The sequence below is a fragment of the Propionicimonas sp. T2.31MG-18 genome (assembly GCF_964266745.1).
Taxonomy (GTDB): Bacteria; Actinomycetota; Actinomycetes; order Propionibacteriales; family Propionibacteriaceae; genus Propionicimonas.
Map to the genome: position 1 here is coordinate 385646 of NZ_CAXWGX010000001.1, position 26389 is coordinate 412034.

At 71.5% G+C, this 26389-nt stretch carries 14 protein-coding genes; 5 read left to right on the forward strand and 9 right to left on the reverse strand.

Annotation, left to right across the window (positions count from 1 at the left end):
• Positions 1-7 precede the first annotated feature (7 nt).
• From ACFQQJ_RS01630 to ACFQQJ_RS01665, 8 genes are all read right to left on the reverse strand, one after another.
• Positions 8-559, reverse strand: a complete 552-nt coding sequence (locus tag ACFQQJ_RS01630; protein WP_377103397.1) for a hypothetical protein — start codon at positions 557-559, stop codon at positions 8-10.
• The gene (locus tag ACFQQJ_RS01635) at positions 556-9387 is read right to left on the reverse strand and encodes a PKD domain-containing protein (RefSeq protein WP_377103399.1); all 8832 of its coding nucleotides are present in this window, start codon (positions 9385-9387) and stop codon (positions 556-558) included. Before ACFQQJ_RS01635 ends, ACFQQJ_RS01630 begins: the two co-directional genes overlap by 4 nt.
• 316 nt (positions 9388-9703) lie before the next feature.
• Complete coding sequence (locus ACFQQJ_RS01640; protein WP_377103401.1) at positions 9704-12397, reverse strand: right-handed parallel beta-helix repeat-containing protein; 2694 nt, start codon at positions 12395-12397, stop codon at positions 9704-9706.
• A 134-nt stretch (positions 12398-12531) separates the two neighbouring features.
• The gene (locus tag ACFQQJ_RS01645; RefSeq protein ID WP_377103403.1) at positions 12532-14466 is read right to left on the reverse strand and encodes a right-handed parallel beta-helix repeat-containing protein; all 1935 of its coding nucleotides are present in this window, start codon (positions 14464-14466) and stop codon (positions 12532-12534) included.
• A gap of 105 nt (positions 14467-14571) precedes the next feature.
• Complete coding sequence (locus tag ACFQQJ_RS01650; RefSeq protein ID WP_377103405.1) at positions 14572-15330, reverse strand: CDP-alcohol phosphatidyltransferase family protein; 759 nt, start codon at positions 15328-15330, stop codon at positions 14572-14574.
• A gap of 4 nt (positions 15331-15334) precedes the next feature.
• The gene (locus tag ACFQQJ_RS01655; protein WP_377103407.1) at positions 15335-17467 is read right to left on the reverse strand and encodes a glycosyltransferase; all 2133 of its coding nucleotides are present in this window, start codon (positions 17465-17467) and stop codon (positions 15335-15337) included.
• A 5-nt stretch (positions 17468-17472) separates the two neighbouring features.
• Positions 17473-18627, reverse strand: coding sequence for a DUF1972 domain-containing protein (locus tag ACFQQJ_RS01660; RefSeq protein ID WP_377103409.1), 1155 nt, complete (start codon positions 18625-18627; stop codon positions 17473-17475).
• A gap of 28 nt (positions 18628-18655) precedes the next feature.
• Complete coding sequence (locus tag ACFQQJ_RS01665; protein WP_377103411.1) at positions 18656-19099, reverse strand: adenylyltransferase/cytidyltransferase family protein; 444 nt, start codon at positions 19097-19099, stop codon at positions 18656-18658.
• 258 nt (positions 19100-19357) lie between these two features.
• On the opposite strand from ACFQQJ_RS01665, the gene ACFQQJ_RS01670 reads away from it, so the two are divergent.
• Positions 19358-20314: a glycosyltransferase family 2 protein gene (locus ACFQQJ_RS01670; protein WP_377103413.1), complete on the forward strand. Its 957-nt coding sequence runs from the start codon at positions 19358-19360 to the stop codon at positions 20312-20314.
• Positions 20315-20318: 4 nt separating this feature from the next.
• Here ACFQQJ_RS01670 and rfbA read toward each other — a convergent pair whose 3' ends face one another.
• Positions 20319-21188: a glucose-1-phosphate thymidylyltransferase RfbA gene (rfbA, locus tag ACFQQJ_RS01675; RefSeq protein WP_377103415.1), complete on the reverse strand. Its 870-nt coding sequence runs from the start codon at positions 21186-21188 to the stop codon at positions 20319-20321.
• A gap of 69 nt (positions 21189-21257) precedes the next feature.
• On the opposite strand from rfbA, the gene rfbB reads away from it, so the two are divergent.
• The 4 genes from rfbB (at position 21258) to ACFQQJ_RS01695 (ending at position 26359) form a co-directional block, all read left to right on the forward strand.
• Positions 21258-22256, forward strand: coding sequence for a dTDP-glucose 4,6-dehydratase (rfbB, locus tag ACFQQJ_RS01680; RefSeq protein WP_377103417.1), 999 nt, complete (start codon positions 21258-21260; stop codon positions 22254-22256).
• Between the two features lie 32 nt (positions 22257-22288).
• Positions 22289-23665 (forward strand): sugar nucleotide-binding protein, encoded by a 1377-nt coding sequence (locus ACFQQJ_RS01685; RefSeq protein ID WP_377103419.1) that lies wholly within the window; start codon positions 22289-22291, stop codon positions 23663-23665.
• Positions 23666-24077: 412 nt separating this feature from the next.
• Entirely contained in the window at positions 24078-25748 is a 1671-nt protein-coding gene (locus ACFQQJ_RS01690) for a WecB/TagA/CpsF family glycosyltransferase (protein WP_377103420.1), read from the forward strand.
• The gene (locus ACFQQJ_RS01695) at positions 25745-26359 is read left to right on the forward strand and encodes a serine acetyltransferase (RefSeq protein ID WP_377103422.1); all 615 of its coding nucleotides are present in this window, start codon (positions 25745-25747) and stop codon (positions 26357-26359) included. The genes ACFQQJ_RS01690 and ACFQQJ_RS01695 overlap by 4 nt, the downstream gene beginning before the upstream one ends.
• Positions 26360-26389: the final 30 nt, after the last annotated feature.

Consider the following 26389-nt stretch of genomic DNA (forward strand, 5'->3'; position numbering starts at 1 on the left):
GCCGGCCTCAGGCGTTGCCGCGGAACTCGACCGGCTGCCGGCCGGCACCCGCCGAGACCGTGAGCGCCACCGGCGAGCGCTTGTCGAGCGCGACCAGGTAGACGAAGCTCGCTGTCGCGGTCGCCCCGGGCGCGAGCTCCGCGGGGAACGCCGTGGCCGGCGCGCCGGTGACCCGGCTCGCCGCGCCTCCTGCCGAGTCGATCAGGGTCGTCTCGAGCTGCTCGGTCCGGTACGCCGCGCCGCTGTCGTTGCGGAGCGAGAGGACGAACACCAGGGCCGGCCCCTTGCCCTCGGTGGGCACGGTGCTCTCCACGTCCTGGGCCGTCACGGACACCACCCTCAGCCGCAGCCCGCCGAGATCGCCCTCCTCCGACAGCCCGACCGTCCTCGGCGCGGGCGGGGTGACCGCAGGGACGGTCTGGGTGACCGAGCCGGGTGTCGGGCGGCCGTCCGTGCCGGCCGGTCCGGTGCACCCGGACAGCGCGGCCAGCCCGACGACGAGCGCGGTGGCGAGCCCCGTCCGGACCGCGGCCCGGCGGGAGGAGACGGCCGCGCTCACAGCCGCTCCGCCCGGAACCCTCCGACGCTGGCGACCAGCGGCAGGCTGGTCATGCCGGACCCGGTGTAGGCGCGGATGCCGATCGCACCGGCCGACTGCAGCGCCGCCGTGGTGTCGGTGGCCGTCACCTGCGCGGTCGCGGGCTCGGTGTCGGTCGAGCGCCACACCTTCGCTGCGAGGTTCGTCGTCCCCGTCCCGCTGACGTCCAGGCGCATCGAGAGCCGCTCCCCGGCCGCGTAGCCGAAGCCGTTGTAGGCCACGGTCCGCAGCACGGTCTCCGTGCCCGACACGACGCGGGACACGTACACCCGGAGGGCGCCGGTGGTCTCGATCCGTGCCGTGACCATGTAGTAGCTCGTCGTCCCGCTCATCCGGGCGAGCACCTGGTGGTAGTAGGTGCCGCCCACCGGCACCTGGTCGAGCGCGAAGTCGGTGATGATCGACACGTCGCGCTCCGACACCGAGGCCAGGCGGGCCACCGGGCCCTTCGACGCCGCCGGCAGCGTCACCAGGCCCCGGGTGCCGTTCACGGAGAACATCGCCGCGGAGACCGTCCAGGCGCCGCCGGTCGGCGCCGTGCCCCAGCCGGAGGCCACGGTCCGGTTGAAGGTGTCGGACGCCACCACCGTCACCGCGGGTGCGGTGACCGTGACCGACTTGGTCGAGGAGTCCGTGCGGCCCTTGTCGTCGGTGACGGTGAGTTTCACGGTGTACGTGCCCGCCGAGGCGTAGGTGTGGGTCGCGGTGTCACCGGTCCCCGTCCCGCCGTCGCCGAACTCCCACGCCCAGGACGCGATCGTCCCGTCCGGGTCGGCGGAGTCGCGGCCGTCCACGGTCACCTTCAGGTCCGCCGTGGCGGCGGTGAAGGACGCCGTGGGCGCCTGGTTGACCGCCACCGTGACCTCGGCCGAGGAGGTCGAGGTCAGCCCGTGCGCGTCGGTGACGGTGAGCTCGACGGTGTAGGTGCCGGCGGCGGCGTAGGCATGCGTCGCCGTCTTCCCCGTCGCCGTGGCGCCGTCTCCGAACGCCCACGCGTACGCGGCGATCCCGCCGTCGTCGGTGGAGGTGGAGGCGTCCACGGCAAGGGTGAGGTCGGTCGAGGACGAGGTGAACCCCGCCACCGGTGCCGCGTTGGCCACCGTCACCGTCGTGGCGAGCGTGCCCGTGACGCCGAACTCGTCGGTGACCGTGAGGACCACCGTGTAGGTGCCGTCGGCGGCGTAGGTGTGGCTCGCCGTCTTCCCGGTGGCGGTGGCGCCGTCGCCGAATTCCCACGCGTAGCCGGCGATCGTGCCGTCGTCGCTCGAGGCGGAGGCGTCCACGGCGAGCGTGCGTTCGGCCGGCGTCGCGCTGAAGGCTGCGGTCGGGGTGGCGTTGGCCACCGTCACCGTCTTCGCCAGCGTCCCGGTCGCCCCGCGGTCGTCGGTGACGGTGAGCGTGACGGTGTACGTCCCGTTCGCCGCGTAGGTGTGGTCCGCCGTCCGTCCGGTGGCGGTGGCACCGTCGCCGAAGTTCCACGCGTAGGCGGTGATGCTGCCGTCGTCGCTGGACGCCGCGGCGTCCACCGCGAGCCTCCAGCTCGTCGGGGTCGCGTCGAACCTGGCCACCGGCGCCTGGTTCTCCAGCGCCCCGTCGGTGTACGGGGCGACCTGGAAGTTGTCGACGCTGGCCCGGGTGGGCAGGCTCGTCGTCCCACTGCCGGTGTAGAACCGCAGGCCCACCGCGCCGGCACCGGCGATGGTGGCGTCGGTGATCGACGCCTGGGCCGTGGCCGGTTCGCTGCCGGTCACCGGCCACACCTTGCCGTCGAGGCTGGTGCCGTGCACGTCGAACCGCACGCGCAGCCGGTCACCGGCGTTGTACGTGATGCCGTTGACGGTCACCGTCCGCAGCTGGGTCTCCGCGCCGCCCACGACCCGGGACAGGATCAGCCGGACCGCGCCGGTCGTCTCGAACCTGGTCGTGAGCAGGTAGTAGGTGGTGCCGTTCAGACGCGCCATGCTCTGGTGCAGGAACGCCGAGCCGGTCGGCCGGGCGGCCAGCGCCACGTCCGTCACCAGGGTCACGTCGGCGGCCGACACCGCGTTCAGCGTCGCCGAGGGACCCGAGCCCGCCCGCGACACCGTGACCTGGCCGAGGGAGCCGTCGGTCGCGAAGTACGCCGCGCCGGAATCGGTCCAGGTCCCGCCGACGTCCGCCGTCCCCCAGCGGCTGCCGGTGCGCGAGAACGTGTCCGTCGCCAGCGCCGTCACCGGCGGGGCGGAGACGGTCACCTGGCGGGTCGCGGTGCCGGTCGCGCCGAGGTTGTCGGTGACGGTCAGCGTCACGGTGTAGGTGCCGCCCGCGGCGTAGGCGTGCGACGCGGTGGCGCTGTTCGCCGTCGCCCCGTCGCCGAACTGCCACGCCCAGGACGTGATCGAGCCGTCGGCATCGGTCGAGCCGGAGCCGTCCACGGCGACGGAGTTGAGGTCGACCGTCGGGGTGGCGATCACCGCGACCGGCTTCTCGTTGGGCTTCACCACGGTCACCGAGGTGGTCGTGGACGCGCTGACGCCGAGGTTGTCGGTCACCGTGAGGGTGATCGTGTAGGTGCCGCCGGCAGCGTAGGCGTGGCTGGCGGTGGCACCGGTGGCGTCCGCCCCCTCGCCGAAGGTCCACGCCCAGGAGGCGATGGTACCGTCGTCGGTCGAGCCGGAGCCGTCCACGTCGACGGTGAGCCCGTCGACCACCGGCGTCGCGATGTGCGGCACCGGGGCTGCGTTGGGGGCGGTCACGGTCACGGTGGTGGTCACCGGGTCGGACGTCAGGCCCAGGTTGTCGGTGACGACCAGGGTCACCGTGTAGGTGCCCGCGGTGGCGTAGGAGTGCGTGGCGACGGCTGTGCTCGCCGTGCCGCCGTCCCCGAACGTCCAGGCGTAGCCCGCGACCGCGCCGTCATCGTTCGACCCCGAGCCGTCGACCTGGACGGTGAGGTGGTCGACCACCGGCGTGGCGATCACGGCCACCGGAGCGGCGTTCGGCGTGGCGACCGTCACCGTCGTGGTGGCCGAGTTGCTCGCGCCGCCGGCGTCGGTGACCAGCAGGGTGACGGTGTAAGTGCCGTCGGTGGCGTAGGCGTGGCTCGCGGTCGCACCGGTCGCGGTGGCACCGTCACCGAACGTCCACGCGTAGGTGAGCGCGGTGTTCTCCGGGTCGGAGGATCCGGTGCCGTCCACGTCGACCGACAGCCCGGTGACCACCGGGGTGCCGATCACGGCCGTCGGCGCCTGGTTGGGCGCGACGATCGTCACCTCTGTGGAGGTGGAGTCCTGCCCGCCGCGGTTGTCGGTCACGGTCAGGGTGATCGTGAAGGTCCCGCCGCCGGCGTAGGTGTGGGACGCGGTCGCCCCGGACGCGGTGCCGCCGTCGCCGAACGTCCACTGCCAGTCGACCAGCACACCATCGGGATCGCTCGAACCGGACCCGTCCACGTCGACCACCAGCCCGGCCGGGCTGACCGGGTCGATGACGGCGGCCGGCGACAGGTTGGGCACGTCGACGGTGACGTCGACCGTCGAGGTGGCGGTGGCGCCGTCGTCATCGGTCACCGTCAGGGTCACCGGGAAGGTGCCCGCGATGCCGTAGGCGTGGGTGGCCGCCGCACCGGTGACGGCGGGGCTGCCGTCGCCGAAGTCCCAGCTGTAGGAGGCGATCGTGCCGTCGGGGTCGGTGGAGCCGGAGCCGTCCACGTCCACGACCAGCCCGTTCACCACCGGGTCGGCGATCACGGCCGCCGGCGGGGAGTTCGGGATCACGACGTCGACGTCCCTGGTCACCGTCGTCCGGGTGCCGCGGTCGTCGGTGACGACGAGCGTCACGGTGTAGGTGCCGGCCGTGGGGTACACGTGCGACACCGACGCCGTGGTCTGCGGCGCGGAGCCGTCGCCGAGGTCCCACTCGTAGCCGGCGATGCTGCCGTCGGGGTCGCTGGCCGTGGCGACCAGCTCGCAGGAGGCACCGGTGCAGGTCGCGGAGAAGTCCGCCAGCGGCGCGGCGTTCGACACCAGGGACGCGGCGTAGTGCGCGGCCACCCGCTCGGCGCTGAGCACCGTCGAGTACACCGCGGCCTCGTCGATCCGGCCGGTGAACTCACCGCTGCCCGACCAGGTGTTGTCCGTGCCCACCCGCCAGTGGCCGGCGTAGGCCTGCGGCACCGTCGTCGGGTCGGTGCCCGCAAGGACACCGTCGACGTAGAGGGCCATGCCGGAGGCGCCCATCGTGCCCACCACGTGGTGCCACCCGCCATCGGCGTAGGTGCCAGCGGTGGTCACGGTGTGCGAGCCGGAGTCGTTCCAGACGCCGAACACGAGCTGGCCGGCGTCGTTGAGGAACACGTGGCGGTCGTAGTTGGCCGAGCGGCCCTCGTGCGCGTTGCCGAAGCCGATGATCCGCTGGCCGGGCGACCCGGTGGCGAACCAGGCCTCGACCGAGAAGGTCGTCGGGTTCACGAACGCGTCGTCGGAGGCGGCGAAGCCGTCGCCGGAGAACCCGACGGCACGGCCGGTGCCGGTCACCGGGGAGGCCTCGCCGAGGGTGGCCCCGGCGTAGGTGCCGTCGATGACGTGGCTGGTGGCGTCGCGCGCCACGTCGCCCGTGGTCTCGTCGAGGCGCCAGTAGAGCAGCGGCGCGTCGGCGTCGACAGCCTGGCCGTAGGCGTCCGCCGGGGCCGGCAACGGCTCGCGGACGCCGAGGGTCCGCGTGGAGGTCGCCGACGCCCCGAGGTCGTCGGTCACGGTTAGGCTCACCGTGTAGGTGCCCTCTCCGGCGTAGGTGTGCGTCGGGGCCACCTGGCTCGAGGTGGCTCCGTCACCGAAGTCCCACGCGTAGGACGCGATGGTGCCGTCCGCGTCACCGGACGCCGAGGCGTCCAGGCTGACGAAGAGGCCGTCCTTGTCCGCCGTGAAGCTCGCCGTCGGGACGCTGTTCACGAACACCCCGGACGCCCGGTAGTGCGCCCGCACCTGGGACGCGGTGAGCACGTGGTCGTACACGGCCGCCTCGTCGACCAGGCCGTTCAGCTGGCCGCCGCCGTCCCAGATGTTGTCCGCGCCCAGGCGCCAGTACCCGTTGTAGGCGTCGACGCCGCTGTGCGCGTTGGTGCCCACCAGGTCGCCGTCCACGTAGAGCGCCATGCCGTCGGGGCCGAGCGTGCCGACCACGTGGTGCCAGGCACCGTCGTTGTAGGCCCCTGCGGTGGTGATCGTGTAGGAGCCACCGTTCCAGATCCCGAAGACGATGCGTCCGGAGGAGTCGAGGTAGATGTGGCGGTCGTAGTTGGTCGAGCGCCCCGCGGCGGTGTTGCCGAAGCCGATGATGCGCCCGCCCGCCGACGTGGTGGCGAACCAGGCCTCGGAGGTGAACGTGGTCGGGTTGGCGAACTGCTCCTGGCTGGCCACGGCGGCCTCGCCCGACAGGTTCACGGCCTTGTCCGGGGCCGCGACGAGCGAGTCCTGGCCGAGGCTCGCGCCGGCGTAGGTGCCGTCGTGCACCTGGCGGGAGTAGTCGTAGGCGGTGGTGCCGTCGGTCTCGCCGAGCCGCCAGTACAGCATCGGGTCGTCGGAGCTCACGAGCTGGCCGTACGGGTCGGTGGGCACGTCCTTGACGGGCTTCACCGTGACGGTGCGCGTCGCCACGCTGGTCGCGCCGAGGTCGTCGGTCGCGGTGAGGGTGACCGTGTAGGTGCCCGGCGCGGCGTAGGTGTGGGCCACGGAGGCGTCGGTGGAGGTGGTGCCGTCGCCGAGGTCCCAGGCCAGCGAGGTCACGGAGCCGTCAGGGTCGGTGGCGTCGGCCACGAGCGAGCAGGCACCGTTGGTGCAGGTGCCGCCGATGGAGACCGTCGGCGGGTGGTTCTGCCAGACGCCCGAGGCGCGGTAGTGGGCGAAGACGCGGTCGGCGCCCAGCACCTTGGAGTACACGGAGACCTCGTCGATGCGGCCGTTGAAGTACGGGTTGCCGCTCCACGTGTTGTCACCGCCCACCCGCCAGTAGCCGGTGTAGTTCTCCGGGACGGTGTTGGGGTTGGTGGCCACGAGCACGCCGTCCACGTACAGCGCCATGCCGCCCGGGCCCATGGTGGCCACGGCCTGGTGCCAGGCACCGTCGTTGTAGCTGGCCGGCGAGGTCGCGATGTTGAGCGACCCGTTGTAGGTGCCGAAGTTCAGCCGCCCGTCCGGGCTCATGTAGACGTGCCGGTCGTAGCTGCTGCTGTTGCCGCTGGCAGCCCGCCCGAAGCCGATGATCTTGCCGCCGGAGGTGGTGGTGGTGTTGAACCACGCCTCGACGCTGAAGACCGTCGGGTTCGTGAAGCTGGCGTTCGTCGAGACCAGGTCGTTGGTGCCGTCGAAGCCGACGGCCGCGTCGCCGGGGACCACGTCGGACGGCTGGCCCTGCTGCGGGTTGTTGTAGTACGTCCCGTCCTGGAGGTTGCCGTTGGCGTCGCGGGCCGTGGTCGCGCCGCCGGTCTCGTTGAGCCGCCAGAACAGTGTCGGGTCGTCGGTGACGACCTCCGTGCCGTAGGCGTCGGACGGCGGCGTCGGGATGTCGAGGGTGCGTCCGCTCTTGGTGAAGTGGTCGCGCACCTGCTCGCGGGTGAGGACGGTGGGGTAGATCGCGACGTCGTCGATCGTGCCGTTGAAGTAGCTGGACGTGCCGGTGTTCGGCCAGCCGCCCAGGCTGTCCCCGCCGACCCGCCAGTAGCCGGTGTAGTCCTGGCCGCTGGTGACAGAGGTGTCCTCACCGGCCTTGATGCCGTCCACCCACAAGACCATGCCCGCCGCAGACAGCGAGGTGACCACGTGGTGCCACGCGCCGTCGTTGTAGGACTTCGCCGTGCTCACGGTGCGCACGCCACCGGGGTAGACGCCGAAGGTCAGCCGGCCGTCCGAGCCCATGTAGACGTGCCGGTCGTAGCTGCCGCTGTTGCCGGACGCGGAACTGCCGAAGCCGAGCAGCTTCCCGCCGGCGGTGGTGGTCGTGGTGAACCACAGTTCCTGGCTGAAGGTGTTGGGCCCGGGGATCGGGCTGGTCGTCCCGGCGGAGACGCCAGACGCCCCGCTGAAGGAGGCGGCGGTGTCCGCGGAACCGATGACCGCGCCCTGCTGGCCCATGGTCACGCCCGCGGGCACGACCAGGTCGTTGCCGGAGGCCCAGTCGACGGCGGTGGTCGCGCCGACCGCGTCACCGAGGCGCCAGTAGTTCAGCGCGCCGTCGGCGAAGACCTGGTTGGAGTAGTCGCTGGAGGGGGGCACGTTGGTGCCGGCCACGATGCTCACCTCTGCGCTGGTGCGCTTGTTGCCGTCCGCGTCGACGAACTGGATGCGGTAGGTGTAGGTCTGGCCCGTGGTCAGCCCGGTGTCGACCCAGCTGAGCACCGGCCGGTTCCAGAAGGTCGACTCGCCGGTGAAGGAGTGGACCGGCACCGTGGTGCTGACGTCGAGCCGGAAGATGTTGGTCGTGAGCGTCATGTTGTCGCGGTCCCACTGCGACCTCACCGACACCCGCGTGGAGGTCTCGCTGATGTTGCGGAGGATGGGCACCATCTCGGCCGCGGGCGCCGCCGGGGTGGACGTGCTCGCGCCGGCGACCGCGTGGGTGCCGAAGCGCACCAGACCCTGCTGGGCGATGCCGTTGATCATCAGGAACTCGCCGCCGATGGCGAGGTAGTCCCCCGACGCCTCCGTGCTCCAGCCGGCCTGCTGGGCGAGGCTGCCGGTGCCCGCCGGGGCGGGGCGCCACGTCGGGAACCAGTTGACGTAGGAGCCCGAGGGCTGCCCCGGGAAGTTGTACTGCACCTGTCCGGTGGCCTGGTCAGTCACCGCGTCCGAGTGCTGGAAGATGCGCGGGCTCTCCTCGGGGAAGCCGCCGATGGCATCGCAGTGGTGGTGGTGGCTGACGGTGTAGATCAGGCCCTTGAACGGCACCGAGTCGTAGGTGTCGCCACGGCACTCCATCAGGTTCTGGATCTGGCCGGTGTAGGGGTCGACCTTCACCATGCCCTCGAAATTGCCGACATAGAACGACCAGCCGGTCGCATACACGCTGCCGTTGACGACCTTGAGCGAGGTGACGCCGGCGCCCTGCCCTGCCTGGGCATTGAGTGCGCTGTTGTTGATCACCTGGTTGACCGCGAACGGGTAGACCTCACCGGTGACCGCGTCCAGGCTGGTGAAGCTGGGCGCAGGGACACCGCTGATCGCGGAGAAGCCGCCGGAGACGATCACGCGGTCCTCGGCCGCGGTGATCCCCAGGGACTCCACGGTGTAGTCCGCGGTCGGCGCCCACGCGGTGAGCGCGCCCGAGACCACGGTGACCGCGCCGAGGCGCGTGCGGGCCACGCCGTTGATGCTGGAGAACCAGCCACCCAGGTACACCGCGCTCGAGCCGACGGCGATGCCGAAGACGTCCGCGCCCACGACGGGCGCCCAGGTGGCGACCAGCGAGCCGTCGCTGGTGTTGAACGCCGCCACGCGGTTGCGTGCCTGGCCGTTGACCGTGGTGAAGGAGCCACCGATGTAGATGCGGCTGCCGTCGGGGGAGGCGGTGATCACGCGGATGCGCCCGTTGACGCTCGGCGCCCAGGACGTCATCACGCCCGTGGCCAGGTTGTACGACATGAGGTTCTGCCGCGGTGACTCGTTGGTGCCGAGCGCCGCACCGGCCGGACGGGCGCTGGTGAACTCGCCGCCGACGTAGACGGTGTTCCCCACGATCACCTGGTCCCAGGCGATGCCGTTGATCTGGGCGGTCGGCAGCGGTGCCGCCGTGACGGCGTTCGTCGGGTTGTCGATCATCGGCGGCACCGTCGATTCGGCGGCCGCGGCGACGTTTGGTGCGATGAAACTCAGCGTCGCAAAGACGAGGATCCCACTCAGGACAATGCTGATTGCGCGCGAGAAAGCGTTCTTGAACAAGGCACGTGGCCCTTCCCCCCCGGACGGCCAACGCTCCACTGGCCGGTTCTCCCCCCAGAGAACCGTTTCATCGTCTCACGCGCCCCGAACGGGGGCAAGACAATGTCGTACACCTGCGGAAATCGCCCCGGGAAGCGTTTCCCGGGGCGATTCCGTGGTTTATTGACAACCCCGCAGGGGGTCGGCGTGCGAGCTGTCAGGGGGTCTTGACCACAGCCAGGTTGTCCATCCCGACGGTGATCGGCGCGTTGGTGGTGGACGCCTCGACCCAGGCCGCGACGCCCACCGCGCCCGCGTCCTGGAGGGTCGGCTGGGTGTCGGTCGTGGTCAGCAGCCAGCTGGAGGGCTGGGCCTGGCCGGTGACCCACAGCCGGGTCTTCAGAGTGGTGGTGCCGGTGCCGGTCGCCTGGAAGCCGAGTGTGAGCTTCTTGCCGGGGCTGTAGGTGAGGCCCGAGACCGTCGCCGCACCGAGCGTGTACTCGGTCGACCCGACCACCTTGGCCAGCACGACGCTGACCGCACCGGTCTTGGCGAACCGCACCTTCGCGCGGTAGGCACCGTCGGTGCCCTTGCGGAGGTCGAGGTTCACGTGCGCCTGGCCGCCCGCGGGCACCTTGTCGAGGCTGAGCTCGACGGTCGCGTCGACGTCCCTGCCGCTCGTGGAGCCGAGCATCGCAGAGCGCGTGCTGGACGCGGCCAGGGCGAGCTTGCCCACGCCGCCGGAGACCGAGAAGCCGGTGCCGCTGGTCGTCCAGGCGCCCCCGGTGGTCGCCGATCCCCAGCCGGAGGCGACAGCCGTCCCGAAGTCCGCGGCCGCGATGCTCGTCGTGCCGGCGGCCGGGGTGGTCGCGGTCGGCGTGGGCGTCGGCGAGGCGGTGGTCGGGGTCGGCGTCGGCGTGGGCGTCGGCGTGGACGTGCCGGCCCCGGCGGCCGTCACGGTCTGCCCGTCGAGGGTGATCACCCCGCGGTCGCCCGTGTTGACGCCGCTGGCGAACAGCGCGGCGATGTCGGAGGGCAGGGCCTTCGCCGACCCGTCCGCCCCGCTCCCGGAGACCACCCGGTAGTCACCGGTGGAGGTGCTCGCCAGGTAGGGGTTGGTCGTCGCGTTGGACAGCTGGCTGCTCTGTTCCAGCTTCTTGGCGGTCTGGAAGGCCGCGACCGAGGAGTAGACCTCCGTGGTCGCGCCGACCTTCTCGTTCCACGACGTCCAGTACTTCGAGTCGCCGGTGGGGGCCTGGTAGTAGCTGTTGTTCGACATCACCGACATCGCCTGGGTGGCGGTCGTGTTGCCGGCGTACTTCAGGTCGCCGCCGGAGATCATGACGTGGCGGCCGTTGTCGGAACTGCCGCCGGTGATGATGTTGTTCACGATCTCGGTGCCCACGGTGTCCGGCCCGATCCGGGCGGCCGCAAAGCCGCCGGTGTTGGTGGTGGCCTGGCGGGCGTCGTCGTACACGCCGATCGCCGCCCGGTTGTTCACCATCGTGTTGTTGTAGACGCGGACGTGCGCCGAGCCGAGGTACATCCCGTACCCACCGCCGTAGGCCGGGCTGTTCCAGCCGTTGTCGACGAAGAGGTTGGACGCCACGATCGCCTTGTCGCTGATTTCGTACACCAGGCCGTGGCGGGCGTTGCCCTTCACCACGTTGCCGTACATGGTCAGGTTCTTGCAGCCGAGGTCACACCAGAAGCCGGACGCGCGCTGGCCGCCGTTGTTGCTCAGGCTGCTGTAGCGCACGGTCATGCCGTAGGTGCCGGTGAGCTTGGCCGCGGCCGCGCCACAGGCCCAGCTGCAGTTCACGCCGTAGGCGTCGGCGTTGTTGCCGTCGAGCCGCGAGTACTCGATCGTCACGTTGTCGGTGGGGACTGTCGAGCGGGCCGACCAGTTGCCGTCGTAGTTGAGCCCGTTGGCGCCGTTGGAGGACAGCACCGAGCGGCGGAACGTGAGGTTGGTGGTCTGCCACGCCTGCACTCCCGCGCCCGCGTTCTCGACGAACGCCGAGTTCTCGAAGAGCACGTTGGAGCCGCCGTTGACGAGCACGGCGCTCGCCGTGGCGTTACGGATCTGGTTGCTGGCGTACCGGCGGAACCCGATGCCCTTGAGCGCGAAGTTGGTCGGCTTGTACAGGGCCATGCCCTGGGCGTACTTCGTCAGCTCGACCGAGTTCCCGGCCGGGTCGAAGCCGATGTGCATGACCTTGTTGGCCCAGTCGTAGTAGAAGCTGTTCGCCGTCATGGCCGAGAGCGACGCGGCCTGGGTGAGCTGGGTGCCGTTGCGGAACACCATCTGCGGGTCGCCGAGCGAGGCGCCGGCGCCGAGCGCGTCGGAGTAGCTGCAGGGGCCGTCGGCGGCCTGGTTCGACGGCGCGCGCGTGTAGTACTTCTGGGCGCACAGGTCGGGGGTCGACCAGCTCACCTTGTAGTCGGTCGAGGAGACCTTGGTCCAGCTGGTCACCGGCTCGGTGCCGTCGAACCACACGGTCTCGCCGGGGTAGTTCTGGATCGTGACGCCGGAGGGGACCGGCGTGAAGTAGTAGGTGCCGCCGATGTTGTAGCCGCTCGTGGCGGACGCGCCCTGGCGGTAGACGCCGCCGCGCACGACGACCGTGCCGCCGGCCTTCACGGTGGTCATCGCCTTGTAGAGGGTCTTGAACGGCGCGGCGAGGGTGCCCGCGTTGGTGTCGGACCCATTGGTGGCGACGTAGAGGGCGCCCGCGGGCGCGGCGTAGCTGGGGGCCAGCGCCGCTGCGGCACTGCCGGGGACGGACGAGGAGAGCGCGAGGGTGGCCGCGGAACTCTCCTGCGTCGGGACGATCGCCGCGACCAGGCCTGTCACCAGGCCCGCCACCACGGCGGTGAAGACCCGCGAGCGGGTACGGAACACATGCATATCGGACTCCGATGGGGGGGTTGTCGGATGTCTGTGGGGCTCCGGACGGGGGCGAGAGAGCCGGATGCTCCGCGGACGCCTCAGCCTAACATTTCTGAGTATTCCCTGGGAAATTTCTCAGGCGGAATTCGGGACTACCGATCGGCGATGACACCCCGGTCGTGGCCGGAGCGGGCGACGCCGAGGAGGTCAGCGATGTCCGCGGGCAGTTCGGCCGCCGACCCGCACGCCTCGCTGTCGCCCTTCACCGAGTAGTCCCCGCTCGCGGGCGCCGTCAGGAAGGGGTTCGCCCCGCTCCTGACCAGCTCGCTGCCCACTTCGTGGCCCTTGCTGGCGATCACCGCGTCCACAGAGGTGAAGATCTCGGTGGTTGCTCCCTTGTGCTCGGTCCAGGCCAGCCAGTACTTCGACCCGCCGGACGGGTTGTAGTAGGAGTTGTGGCTGATCGTGCCGACCACGCTGCTCGCCGTGGTGTTGCCGGCGTACTTGAGGTCGGCGCCGCTCACCGCCAGCTGGCGACCGGTCTTGCTGCTGCCCCCGGTGACGATGTTGTTGACGAAGTCGACACCGACCGTGTTGGCGCCCAGCTTCTGGTCGTCCTCGCCGGCGGCCGAACGCGCGTCGTCGTAGATCGCCACGCCCGCGTTGTTGTCCACCAGCGTGTTGTTGTAGACGCGGACGTTGGCGGACCCGATGTAGAGGGCGTAGCCACCGCCGTAGGCGGGGCTGTCCCACCCGTTGCGCACGAACAGGTTGGACGCCACGACCGCGCCGGAGCTGACCTCGTACACCAGTCCGTGGCGGTCGTTGTCGATGAAGTCGTTGCGGTACGCGGTCAGGTCGCCGCAGCCCAGGTCGCACCAGAAGCCGGACCCCCGTCCGCCTCCGTTGCGGCTGAAACTGCTGTCGCGCAGGGTGATGCCGACCGTCCCGGTGACCTTCGCCCCGGCCGCCCCGCAGGCCCACGTGCAGTTGACCCCGTACCGGTCGCGGTTGTTGTCGTCCAACCGCGAGGACTCGATCACCAGGTCGTCGGTCACGTCGTAGCCGGCCGCGCGCTTGGCCCACACGCCGTCGACGTAGAGGCCGTTGGAGCCGTTGCCGGACAGCACCGACTGGCGGACGGTGAGTCCGGTCGTCTGCCACACCAGGAGGCCGGCGCCCGCGTTCTCGGTGAACACCGAGCGCTCGACCAGCACCTTGGAGCCGCCGTTGAGCAGCACGGCGCCACCGGTCGCGTTGGTGTACTGGTTGCTGGCGTAGCGGCGGAAGCCGATGCCCTTGATGCTCAGGTTCGAGGGCTGGTACAGCGCCAGCGCCTGCGCGAAGCGGGTGGCCTCGACCGTGCTCCCCGAGGGGTTGAAGCGCACGTGGAGCACCTTCTTGCTCCAGTCGTAGTAGAACTTCGAGGTCGACGTCATCTTCTTCAGCGAGCTCACCTGGGTGAGCTGCTTGCCGTTGCGGAACAGCATCTGCGGGTCGCCGAGCGAGGCCCCGGAGCCGACGGCGTCGGGGAAGCTGCACGGCCCGCTCGTGCCCGGGCTGGACGGCTTGCGCGTGTAGTACTTCTGGGCGCACAGGTCAGGGGTGGACCAGCTGACCTTGTAGTCCTTCTTCGAGACCTTCTTCCACGAGGAGATCCGGACAGTGCCGTCCAGCCACACCGTCTCCCCCGGGTAGCTCTGGATCGTCACCCCCGCGGGCAGGCTCGTGTAGTAGGTGCCGCCGGTGTTGAACCCGGTCGCCGCGCTGGCGCCCTCGCGGTAGACGCCGCCGCGCAGCACGATCGTGCCGCCGGCCTTGACCGTCTTCATCGCCTTGGCGAGCGTGGCGAACGGAGCCTCCGGCGTGCCGGCCGCCGAGTCCGAGCCGCCCGGGGCGACGTGGAGCGCTGCCGCGGGTGCCGAGTAGTCGGCCGGGATCGCGTCGGCGATCGTCGCGGGCAGACGGGAGGAGGTGACCGTCGCCGCCTGCGCGGGCGCGACGGGGACGGCGACGAACCCGAGGCCGGCCAGGGCCACGAGAACGGCGGTGCACAGGGACACAAAAATCGCGGGGGGACGCAACACGAGAACTCCAGGGAACGGGGACCGGGGGATCCAGACGCTCAGGAAAATCTAAGAAAGAGCGTAACAGTACCCACGGGCCCTGTAATCCCCCCGTGTGGGGGACCCTCAACCAGCGGTGGAGACCCTCCGGTACCAGCGCGGCAGCTGGGCCAGCAGCAACAGCACGTTCGTGACCGCCAGCACGATGTACACCCAGCGCCAGACGTCGAACCAGCCCAGCAGCACCATCGTCCAGGAGAGGAAGCCGTAGTCGAGGAGCAGCGCGACGATGCTGGTGAGCGTCGACTGAGCACCCTCGCTGTGGGCGAGCACCTGCTGCTTGGCCCCCGCGTTGCGCAGCAGGAGGTCGGTCAGGATGATCGTGAAGAACCACGCGGAGGCCTGGAGCGCGAACACCAGCGGCACCGTCGCGGTCCACAGGTCCCAGCCGTCGAGGTTGCGCACCCACATGATCGCCACGGCGAGGTGGAAGCTCGAGGTCTTGAAGGCGTCGATCACGTGGTCGAGCCACTCCCCCGCCAGCGAGCCGCCGCCCTGGAGCCGGGCCACCTGACCGTCGGCGGAGTCGAGCGCGTAGCCGATCACGAGCAGGGCCGCGACGGTCACGCCGATCAGCAGCGACGGCGTCGCCAGTGCCAGCAGGACGATGCCGGTGAAGGTGAACAACGCGCTGATCAGGCTGATCATGTTGGGGCTGAGGCCGAGCCGGTAGCCGGTCGCGGCGAACACCCGCCCCACCGGACGGTTCACCCAGCGCGAGTAGGCGGGCGCGTTGCGGTTGCTCTTCTGCGCCTGCCGCAGCGTGGAGTGCACCACGCCCCAGGGGGCTGTGCGCTCCACCAGGGGGGTCCGCTGCTGTGTCATCGGTTCACGATCCCTTCTGCCGTCCGGCCGGTGGCACCCGGGTGCCGGCCCACGCCGCGACGCCCGCCACACTGCCGCCCACCGCGGCCAGCAGGCCCTGTGGACGGACGAGCAGCTGCCGCCGCCCGCCGCGCAGCCAGATCCGCAGCGACTCCCGCGGCGTGGACAGCAGCCAGCGCGCCCTGTCGGCCCGCCCGGCCAGACGTGCGCCGAAGAGCAACCGGTTCCGGGTGTTGTACCAGTAGTACAGCGAGGACTTGCCCTCCGCACCCCTTTCGGTGTGGGTGCCGCCCTCGTCGTGGGTCACCGTGAGGTCGTCGCGCAGCTGGAGCCGCAGCCCGAGCGCGGCGGCGCGCCGGCTGAGGTCGACGTCCTCCCAGTACAGGAAATAGCCGTCGGCGAAGCCGTCCAGCGCGGCGAAGGCCTCGCCACCGAAGGCGAGACAGGCTCCGGACAGCCAGTTCTTCCAGTCCGGGTCGTCGTCGCCGTCCACCCAGCCGGTGCGGATCCGGCCGGTGCGCATGTCGATCGTCGACCCCCGGAAGAACGGACGCCCGTCCGGGCGGAGCACCAGCGGGCTGACCAGCGCGCGCGGGTCCTCGCGGACGCACCGGCCCAGCCCTGCGACCACACCGGGGTCGGCCACGGCGTCGGGATTGAGGGTCACGAAGACCCGGCAGCCCAGGGCCGCGGCACGCAGCACACCCAGGTTGACACCCTCTCCGAAGCCGGGGTTCTGGTCGGGTGCCACCAGCTCCCAGCCCCGCTCGCCGGCCAGGCGGGCGACCGCCTCCCGCTCGGCCGTCGTCGAGAAGCTGTCCACGACGACGACCTGCACCCCGGGCATCGCAGCGCCGAGGTTGCGCTCGAGCAGCGCGCTGGAGCCGTAATTCACCACCACGAGGCCCACCCGGCCGGTGTCCTCTGCCGTCGCCATCGCCGCGCGCAGCTCGTCACCGAAGCCTCGCCGGCCGTGCCCGGCCGTCGGCGAGCCGATCGCCTCGGCCACCAGGCCCGCCATGCCGGCCTGGTAGACCGGCGGGTCGTGCCGGGAGCGCGCGAGTTCCCGGTCGGACGCGGAGCCGGCGACCACCCGCGTCCAGTCGGCCGCGAGCCCGGTGACGGCCGCAGCCAGCGCGGCCGGGTCGCCCGGCGGCACCAGGCGGGCCGTGCGGTAGCCGCCGGCGGCCTCCTTCAGCCCGCTGGTGTCGCTGACGACGAGCGGACGCAGCGCCAGCATCGCCTCGACGGCGGTGTTGCCGAACGGCTCGTCGACCGTCGAGGGGACCAGCACGACGTCCGTGCGCGCGAAGTAGCCCCACACGTCGGGGTCGAAGCCGGCGAAGACCACGGCGTGCCCGAGGCCCGCCTCGGCGACCGTGGCACGCAACTCGGCCTCGAACCACTCGTAGCCCTCGAACACCGCTCCGAGCAGGGTCAGCCGGTAACGCCCGGGCTCGGCCGCCTCGAGCCGGCGCAGCGCCTCCAGGGCCACCTGGGGGCCCTTGCGGGGCGACAGCCGTCCGATGAACAGCAGCTCGACCGGGCTGTCGAGCCGGGTCCGGGCGGGGACGGGCTCCGCCGGGCCGGGGACGCCGTTGTAGAGCAGCCGGCCGCGCCGCCGCAGCAGCGGCCAGGCCTCGCTGAGCACGTCCAGGCTGAAGCGGCTGTTCACCACCAGCACGCGGGCCAGCAGGAGGGGCAGGTACAGCACCCGGCGCAGCGCAGGGCGGATCGACTTCTCCGCCTCGTGCACGTGGCAGGCCACGGGGACGCCGGCCAGGCGCCCGGCGGCAAGCCACAGCGGGATCGTGATCGTGTTCACCAGCACCAGCGCCGCCCGCTCTGCGCGGATCAGCCGCAGCATCGGCGGGAGGCTGCGCAGCGCGTCCGCAGCGAGCCGGAGCAGGCCGAGCGGCGACAGCGAGGACTTGCGCAGCACCGGCGAGCCGACGTACTCCACCACGGCACCGCGCTCACGAAGGGCGCCGGCCAGCGGCCCGTCCGACGGGAGCGCCACGACGACCCGGTGGCCCGCGGCGACCAGGCCGCCGACCGACTCCAGCAACACCCGGTCCGAGCCGTAGAGGTCGGGGCTCGGGTGCGCCACCACGACGGTGCGCGCCGCGTCGTCCACCCCGCTCAGCCCCCTGCCGTCTCGAAGCGCTGCCTTCGGGCGAGGCCGCGCGACGAGGGCCGGCGGACGCGGGCGGCCGCCAGGTCGGACAGCAGGCGCTCGTAGGCATCGGCGACGTCGTCCCAGGAGTAGCGGGCGATGTCACGCTGCAGGTCGAGGCCACGGTCGCGGGCGCTCGCGGGGTCAGCCTCGGCGAGCCGGAGGGCTGCGCCCACGCCGGCCTCGTCGGCGAAGTACTCCGCGAACGGACCGACCACCTCGCGGTTGAAGGACACGTCGAAGGCCACGACGAAGGCCGCCGCGCCGGCCGCGCGCAGCAGGGACGGGTTGGTACCACCGACCGAGTGCCCGTGCAGGTAGGTCAACGCGTTGGCGTAGAGCTGGTCCAGCAGCTCCTGGTCCCACAGCCCGCCGACCAGCCGGACGCGCTCGTCCGCCGCCTCGTGGATCGCCGCCGTGTACTCGTCGGAGTAGGGCGCGGAACCGACCACGACCAGCGGCCGGGCGGCGTCGCTGGCCACGTAGCCGCGCACGATCTCCAGCACGTGGTTCTCCGGTTCGAAGCGGGCCACCACCAGGTGGTAGCCGTGGGGCTCCAGACCGAGTTCGCGGAGGCGGCCCGAGCCGGGCTCGGTGAGGATCGGTGCCCCGTACGCGATCAGCCGGGTCTGCGCGGAGAACTTGTCGCGGTAGTAGTCGGCGATGCCCTGGGCGTCCGCGATCAGCGCGTCCGACCAGCGCACGGCCATCGCCTCGCCCATGCGGTAGTACCTGCTGCCGATCGGGCCCCACTTGGCGCGCTTCCACTCCAGGCCGTCCACGTGGGTGGCCACCGGGATGCCGCGCGCGCGGACCACGGGCAGCAACGGGGCGTTCGCCGCGTTGAACACGATCGCCGAGTCGACACCGGCGAGGCTGCGGTGCAGCACGGACAGCGCGGTGTGCGAGATGGTCTCCAGCGAGCGGCGGCGCACGGACGGCAGGTTCACCAGCTCCATGCCGAGGTACTCGTCGAGGATCGCCTCCCCGTCCGCGGGACGGCAGTAGACGACCACTTCGTGGCCCCGGGCCGCGAGCCGGGAGCCGACCTCCTCGATCGCGGTCTCGAAGCCGCCGTAGCGCGCCGGCACGCCACGGGTGCCGATGAGGGCAACACGCATCCTGATCCCCTGAGCTTCCCCGAGCCGGCTACAGCTCGGTGATGATGCGGCGCAGCTCGGTGGACGAGGTCTGCTTCGTGTACGGGAAGTAGTGGACCTGTACGCCCACCGACGCCATGTCGCGCTCGAGCTTGTCGCCCTTGGGCGTGCCCTGCCAGTCGTCGCCCTTGAACACGATGTCGAAGGGCACCCGGCGCCAGACCTCCAGCTTGTTCGAGGACGTGTCGGTGACCACCTCGTCCACGATCTTGATGCTCGCCACGATCTCGCAGCGCTCGTCGAACGGGACGATCGGGTACTTCCGCTTCGCCCGAAACAGGGCCTCGTCGGTCACCACGCCGACGATCAGGAAATCGCAGTGTTCGCGGGCCCGCCGCAGGATGTTGAGGTGCCCGATGTGGAACATGTCCCACGCGCCGGGCACATAGCCGACAACTCCACGATCCGTCCGCACCTCGAATTCCGGTGCCATTTCCGCGCTCATTCGACCCCCCCGATCGCGCCGGTCCGGGGATTCGACTGACCCGGCCCCCTCCGGATCACCTGCCCCGACGGCCGTCGGAAACAGGGAAGGGCGAAACGCCCTGCACTGGCTCCCCCCGGTTGCCAACCAGTGCGTCGGTAAGGAGCATTATTCCACAGTTCGCCCATTCGGGACCGGGCAAAGTTACGCCGGAGTCCCGGCTGTGCTGGAATGACGGGGACCACAGGTATCCGGCGGAGGAGGGGAATGGACGCTTCAGGCGCCCCGGCGGTGCGCGTCAGCGTCGGCATGCTGACCTTCCGGCGCCCGGACCGCCTGGCCATCGGACTGCCAGAGGTGATCGCCCAGGTCGAGGAGCTCGGCGCCCTCACCGGCTCGCCCGGCGAGGTGCTGGTCATCGACAACGACCCCGACGCCAGTGCCCGCGAGGACGTGGCGCGCTACGCCGCTGCCCACCCGGTGGTGCGGTACGTGCACGAGCCCACCCCCGGTATCGCAGCGGCCCGCCAGCGGTGCCTTGCGGAGGCGTCCGAAGCCGACCTGCTGGCCTTCATCGACGACGACGAGATCCCCGACCCCGGCTGGCTGCGCACGCTCGTGCTCGGCTGGCAGCGGTTCGGCCGTCCCGCCGCCCTCACCGGCGCGATCCGGCCGCGCTACCTCAGCCCACCGCCCCCGTTCGTCGAGGCCGGCGGCTTCTTCGTGCGGGCCGAGCACCCGGACGGGGCCGAGGTCACGGCGGCACCCACCAGCAACCTCCTCCTCGACCTGGGCCAGGTGCGGCGCTTCGGGCTGGGGTTCGACACCCGCCTGGGCCTGCGGGGTGGGGAGGACACCATCTTCACGATGCAGCTGCGGCGCGCGGGCGGGCGGGTGGTGTTCTGCGCCGGCGCCGCCGTGCACGACCTGGTGCCGGACGACCGGAACACCCGGGCCTGGGTGCTGCGCCGGGCGTGGCACCACGGAACCAACCAGAGCTTCGTCCGCCTCTATTTCACCGACGGCACGGCCCGGCGCCTGCTGGCCCGTGCGGAACTGGCCGCGGGCGGCCTCGCGCGGGCGGCGGTCGGCGGCGTCCAGGCGGTCGCCGGCCGGCTGCGCGGCTCGCTGGCGGAGGAAGCACGCGGCCTGCGCCGGCACTGGCGCGGTCGGGGTCGCGTGGCGGGCGCGCTGGCGTCCACCCCCGCGGAGTACCAGCGCTGACCGCTCAGTGCGCGGTCTCGACCAGCTGGCGCAGGTAGGCCCCGTAGCCCGACTTCGCCAGGTCGTCCGCGCGGGCGAGCAGCTCGTCGTCGGTGAGGAACCCCCGGCGCCACGCGGCCTCCTCGGGGCAGCCGACCTGGAGCCCCTGGCGGGCCTGGATCGTGCGCACGAAGGTGCTGGCGTCGTTCAGGGAGTCGAACGTGCCGGTGTCGAGCCAGGCGGTGCCGCGCGGCAGGATCGAGACCTGGAGCTCGCCGCGTTCGAGGTAGACCCGGTTGAGGTCGGTGATCTCCAGTTCCCCCCGGGCGGACGGGGTGAGGCCGGCGGCGATCTCCACGACCCGCTCGTCGTAGAAGTACAGGCCGGGCACCGCGTAGTGCGACTTCGGCTCCGCCGGCTTCTCCTCGATCGACAGCGCCCGGCCGGACCCGTCCACCTCGACCACGCCGTACGCGGTCGGGTCGGCCACCCAGTAGCCGAACACGGCGGCGCCCTCGACGTCGGCGAGGCGCCGCAACTGCGAGCCGAGGCCCTGGCCGTAGAAGATGTTGTCGCCGAGAACCAGGCAGGCCTTCTCGCCCCCGATGAAGTCGGCGCCGATGGTGAACGCCTGCGCCAGGCCCTTCGGCTCGGGCTGGGTGGCGTACTCGATCCGCAGCCCGAAGCGGCTGCCGTCGCCGAGCAGGCGGCGGAAGGCGTCCTGCTCGTGCGGGGTGGTGATGACGAGCACCTCGCGCATCCCGGCGAGGATGAGCGTGGTCAGCGGGTAGTAGATCATCGGCTTGTCGTACACCGGGACCAGCTGCTTGCTGGTCGCCATGGTGATGGGGTGGAGCCTGGTGCCGGAGCCGCCGGCAAGAATGATCCCGCGCATGGCGGCTAGTCTCGCACGGCCCCGCCGCCTCTCCCAGAGCCGGAGCCGCCGGGGTTAGGATCGCCCCTCATGGGGGGAATGCTTGTTACCGGCGGCGCCGGATTCATCGGAACGAACTTCGTCCGGCTCGCGCTCGCGCAGGGCCAGGACCGCGTGACCGTGCTCGACGCGCTCACCTACGCGGCCAACCGCAGCTCGCTGGACGGCCTCGACCCGGACCGGTTCCGCCTGGTGGAGGGCTCGGTCTGCGACGCGGAGCTCGTCGACCGGCTGGTCGCCGACCACGACACGGTGGTGCACTTCGCCGCCGAATCCCACAACGACAACTCGCTTCGCGACCCGTCGCCGTTCATCCAGACCAACCTCGTGGGCACCTACACGCTGCTCGAGGCGGTGCGGCGGCACGGCCGGCGCTACCACCACATCTCCACAGACGAGGTGTACGGCGACCTCGAGCTGGACGACCCGGCGCGGTTCACCGAGAGCACGCCGTACAACCCGTCCAGCCCGTACTCGGCCTCCAAGGCCGGCTCCGACCTCCTCGTCCGGGCCTGGGTGCGCTCGTTCGGCGTGCAGGCGACGATCAGCAATTGCTCGAACAACTACGGCCCGTACCAGCACATCGAGAAGTTCATTCCGCGCCAGGTGACCAATGTGCTCGCCGGCATCCGTCCCAAGCTCTACGGGGCGGGCGCGAACGTGCGCGACTGGATCCACGTGACCGACCACAACCTCGCCGTGCTGCGCATCCTCGAGGCCGGCCGGATCGGTGAGACCTACCTGATCGGGGCGGACGGCGAGAAGGACAACCGCACCGTGATCGAGTTGATCCTGACCCTGATGGGGCAGCCGGCCGACGCCTACGACCACGTGACCGACCGCGCCGGCCACGACATGCGCTACGCCATCGACGCGTCCAAGCTGCGCACCGAGCTGGGCTGGGAGCCCACGTACCGCGACTTCGAGTCCGGCCTGGCCGCGACGATCGACTGGTACCGCGAGAACGAGTCGTGGTGGCGCCCGATCAAGGAGGCCACCGAGGCCAGGTACGCGGCGGCCGGCCAGTGACCGCCTCCCCGGGCGCGCCGACGGCGCCGGCAGTGCGGACGACGCAGATCCCCGGCCTGCTGGTGGTCGACCTGCCACTGCACGGGGACGACCGGGGCTGGTTCAAGGAGAACTGGCAGCGGGCGAAGATGACGGCACTCGGCCTGCCCGACTTCGGGCCCGTCCAGCACAGCGTCGCGTTCAACGGCACCGCGGGCGTCACCCGCGGCTTCCACGCCGAGCCGTGGGACAAGCTGGTCAGCGTGGCCACCGGACGCGTGTTCGGCGCCTGGGTCGACCTGCGCGAGGGTGACGGGTTCGGCCGCGTGGTGACCGTGGAACTCGGCCCCCAGACCGCTGTGTTCGTGCCGAGGGGCGTCGCCAACAGCTACCAGACCCTCGAACACGGCACGGTGTACTCCTACCTCGTCAACGAGCACTGGAGCCCGCAGGCCCGTGACGAGTACACCTACCTGAACCTCGCCGACCCGTCGGTCGCCGTCCCGTGGCCGATCCCCCTGGCGGAGGCCACCATCTCCGAGGCCGACGCCGGGCACCCGTTGCTCGACGACGTCCGCCCGGTGCCGCCCCTGCGCACGGTGATCGTGGGGGCCAACGGCCAGCTGGGCCGGGCCCTCCAGGCGCTGGTGCCCGGTGCGGAGCTGCTCGACCTCCCCGACTTCGACTGCACGGACGCGGACGCCGTCGCGGCCCACCCCTGGCGGGGCGTCGGCACGATCCTCAACGCCGCCGCCTACACCGCCGTCGACGCGGCGGAGACCCCCGAGGGCCGGCGTGCCTGCTGGGCGGCCAACGTCAGCGGCGTGGCCAACCTGTGCCGGGTGGCCGCAGAGCACCGGATCACCCTCGTGCACGTCTCCAGCGACTACGTCTTCGACGGGACAGCCGAGCTGCACCCCGAGGACGAACCGTTCAGCCCCCTGGGCGTCTACGGCCAGACGAAGGCCGCCGGTGACGCCCTGGTCGGCCAGCTCGCCCGCCACTACCTCGTCCGCACGAGCTGGGTGATCGGGCAGGGCCGCAACTTCGTGCGCACGATGGCGGACCTGGCCGCCCGCGGGGTGTCGCCGAGCGTCGTCGACGACCAGTTCGGGCGCCTCACGTTCACCACCGACCTCGCAGCGGGGATCGTGCACCTGCTCACCACCGGGGCACCGTTCGGCACCTACAACCTCAGCAACGACGGCCCCGTCCGGTCCTGGTGCGACATCGCCCGTGAGGTCTTCGTGCTCTGCGGGCGCGACGCCGCGGACGTGACCGGCGTGAGCACGGAGGACTACTCCGAGGGCAAGCTGACCTCGCCCCGTCCGCGCAACAGCGCGCTCGACCTGACCCGGATCAAGGCCACGGGCTTTTTCCCGGCGCCGTCGACCCAACGGCTGGCCGAATACCTCGCCGCCGCGAATTAGCGAACCATTGGGAGGCGCTCGCCGGGGCGTTGCCGCACGGTGCGCATTACTGCTGACGTGATGCCCCGTCCGCTCCGGACGGCACGTGCGGTGCCGCCGGAGATCGGCGTGACAGTCCCGGTTCAGCCTTCCCACTAGGCATTATGGACGCCTGAGCTGCGGTCGGCCTGTCGCTCGGCCCCGTCGGCTCCCGATCGCGACCCGGCCGCGAAGTCGGGCAGTGTCGGCGAATTCGCGGGGCAAGTCAAATCGACGCCTAATCGGTGGGACGCCATGTTCCAAGTCTGTTTCATAATTCAATTCAGGTTGCTCCGCGCCGGGTGTGATGGCGATGCTGAAGGGGTACACCTACAACCGAACACATCGGCCAGCGTCGGTCAGCCAACCTCGAACCCCCCCTCTTGGAGGAACGATGAACGTCGCAAGCGTGGTGATCCCTGCCCACAACGAGGCCAGCGTGCTGTCCTCGACCCTCCAGCGGATCGCCGACGACCCGCTGGCACCGGCCCTCGAGGTCGCCGTCGTCGCGAACGCCTGCACCGACGACACCGCGGACATCGCCCGGGCCTTCCTGCCGTCCGTGCCCGGCCTGGTGGTGGTCGAGACCGAAGTGCCCGGCAAGGCGAATGCCCTCAACCTCGGTGACGAGGCCGTGAGCGCGTTCCCGCGCATCTACCTCGACGCCGACATCGTGCTGGGCCCCGACGCCCTCGGCGGCATGGTCGACGCCCTCGCCGTCGACGCCCCCGTGGCGGGGTCCCCCGACATCGAGTTCGACCTCGACGGTGCCGACCGCTGGGTGCGCGAGTACTACCGGATGTTCGAGCGCCTGCCCTACGTGACCGACGACCTGGTGGGCCTGGGCGTCTACGGGCTGTCCGAGGCCGGTCGCGGGCGGTTCGACGAGTTCCCCGACGTGCTCGCCGACGACCTGTACATCCAGCGCCTGTTCACCCCTCAGGAGCGCGTCCGCACGCCCGGCCGCTTCGCCGTCCGGACGCCGCGACGCTGGCGCGAACTGGTCAAGGTGCGCACCCGCGTGGACCGCGGCAACGCCCAGCTGGCCACGACCACCGAGCCCGGCGCCGGCTTCGAGCGCACCTCCGGCGCGTCGGTGAAGGCGCTGGCGCGGGCGCTCGCCGTCCAGCCAGGGCTGCTCCCCGCAGCGACCGTGTACGTCGGCACCACGATCGCCGCACGGGTGCGCTCGCGCCTCAGCGACGACTACTCGTGGGGCCGCGACGAGTCCACCCGACAGCCTGCGGACGGGGCCGCGCCGGCCGGTGCCGGCGCGCAGGCGGTGCCCGACGCGGCGGCACCCGTGCCGATCGAGGGGGTGCCGTTCACCCGGCAGACCGAGGCAGAGGTCGTGGACACCGTGTTCGACGCTCTCGCCGGGCAGCGGGGCGGCCGGATCGTCACGCCCAACGTGGACATCCTCCAGGCCGTCCGCCGCAAGCCCGAACTGCGCCGCCTGGTGCGCACCGCCGACCTCGTGGTCGCCGACGGGATGCCGATCGTGTGGGCGAGCCGGCTGCGGGGAACCCCGCTGCCCGAGCGTGTCTCCGGGGCGGACCTCGTCTGGTCGCTGGCCGAACGGGCGGCGGAGGAGGGCCGCTCGGTCTACCTCCTCGGCGGGCGACCCGGCGTGGCGCAGCGCGCGGGCAGGACGTTCACCGAGCGGTTCCCCGGCCTGCGGATCGTCGGCCACGACAGCCCCGAGTGGGGCTTCGAGCACTCGCCGGACGCGATGCGCGCGCTGATCGCCCGACTGACCGACGCCGGCCCCGACCTCGTCTACCTCGCGCTCGGCTTCCCCAAGCAGGATCTGGTGGCAGCCACCCTCGCGCAGCACCTTCCGCAGACCTGGTTCCTCGGCTGCGGCGGCGCGCTCGACATGGTCGCCGGTGAGGTGGAGCGGGCCAGCGGTGCCGCCCAGAAGCTCGGTGCGGAGTGGATCGTCCGGCTCCTCCAGGAGCCGCGCCGCCTCGCCCGCCGCTACCTGCTGGACGACGCGCCCTACGCCGCCTCGCTGCTCACCCGCAGCACGCTCGACGGGGTCACCGGGGTGAGCAAGGGGTGAGCGACGCCCGGCAGACGCGCCCCGGGCGCCCGAACGCCAGGATCCGGACCAGGGAGGACCTGGCGGCCTGGGCCGCCGCCGACGCCGCGATGAACGGCGTCGAGCGCTGGCGTCCCCGGCACGCCCTGACCCGCGGCGTCGTGCACTTCCTGCACGTCCTGCGGCTGTGCGAGTACTGGGAGAACCGGCCCGGGCCGGTCGCACGGGTGGTGTCCGGCGTGTACAAGGTCCGGCTGCGCCGCCTGTCCGAGCGACTCGGGTTCGACGTCGGCCGGCACACGGCGGGCCCCGGCCTGAGCATCGCCCACTCCGGACTGCTCGTCATCCACCCCGACGCCCGCATCGGCGCCCGCTGCCGGATCCACCAGGGCGTCACGATCGGCGCGACCGCCGGCGGGGTGCCGGTGATCGGCGACGACGTGTTCATCGGGCCGAACGCCCTGGTGCTCGGCGGCGTCACCATCGGCGACCGCGCCTTCATCTTCCCCTCGGCCGTCGTCACCTGCGACGTGCCGGAGGGCCACGCCGCTGCCGGGGTGCCGGCCACCGTCCGTCCCGGCACCCACGAGGTGTGGCGACCGGACGAACCGCGCGTCCGGCCCGCGACCTGACCGTTGTCCCCACCCAGACCTGCGTCCCTA

Coding starts and splice junctions, on each gene's coding strand:
- ACFQQJ_RS01650 (WP_377103405.1), bottom strand. CDS start 15,330: ATGACACAGCAGCGGACCCCCCTGGTGGAGCGCACAGCCCCCTGGGGC.
- ACFQQJ_RS01635 (WP_377103399.1), bottom strand. CDS start 9,387: ATGATCGACAACCCGACGAACGCCGTCACGGCGGCACCGCTGCCGACC.
- ACFQQJ_RS01670 (WP_377103413.1), top strand. CDS start 19,358: ATGGACGCTTCAGGCGCCCCGGCGGTGCGCGTCAGCGTCGGCATGCTG.
- ACFQQJ_RS01690 (WP_377103420.1), top strand. CDS start 24,078: ATGAACGTCGCAAGCGTGGTGATCCCTGCCCACAACGAGGCCAGCGTG.
- rfbA (WP_377103415.1), bottom strand. CDS start 21,188: ATGCGCGGGATCATTCTTGCCGGCGGCTCCGGCACCAGGCTCCACCCC.
- ACFQQJ_RS01660 (WP_377103409.1), bottom strand. CDS start 18,627: ATGCGTGTTGCCCTCATCGGCACCCGTGGCGTGCCGGCGCGCTACGGC.
- rfbB (WP_377103417.1), top strand. CDS start 21,258: ATGGGGGGAATGCTTGTTACCGGCGGCGCCGGATTCATCGGAACGAAC.
- ACFQQJ_RS01665 (WP_377103411.1), bottom strand. CDS start 19,099: ATGGCACCGGAATTCGAGGTGCGGACGGATCGTGGAGTTGTCGGCTAT.
- ACFQQJ_RS01640 (WP_377103401.1), bottom strand. CDS start 12,397: ATGCATGTGTTCCGTACCCGCTCGCGGGTCTTCACCGCCGTGGTGGCG.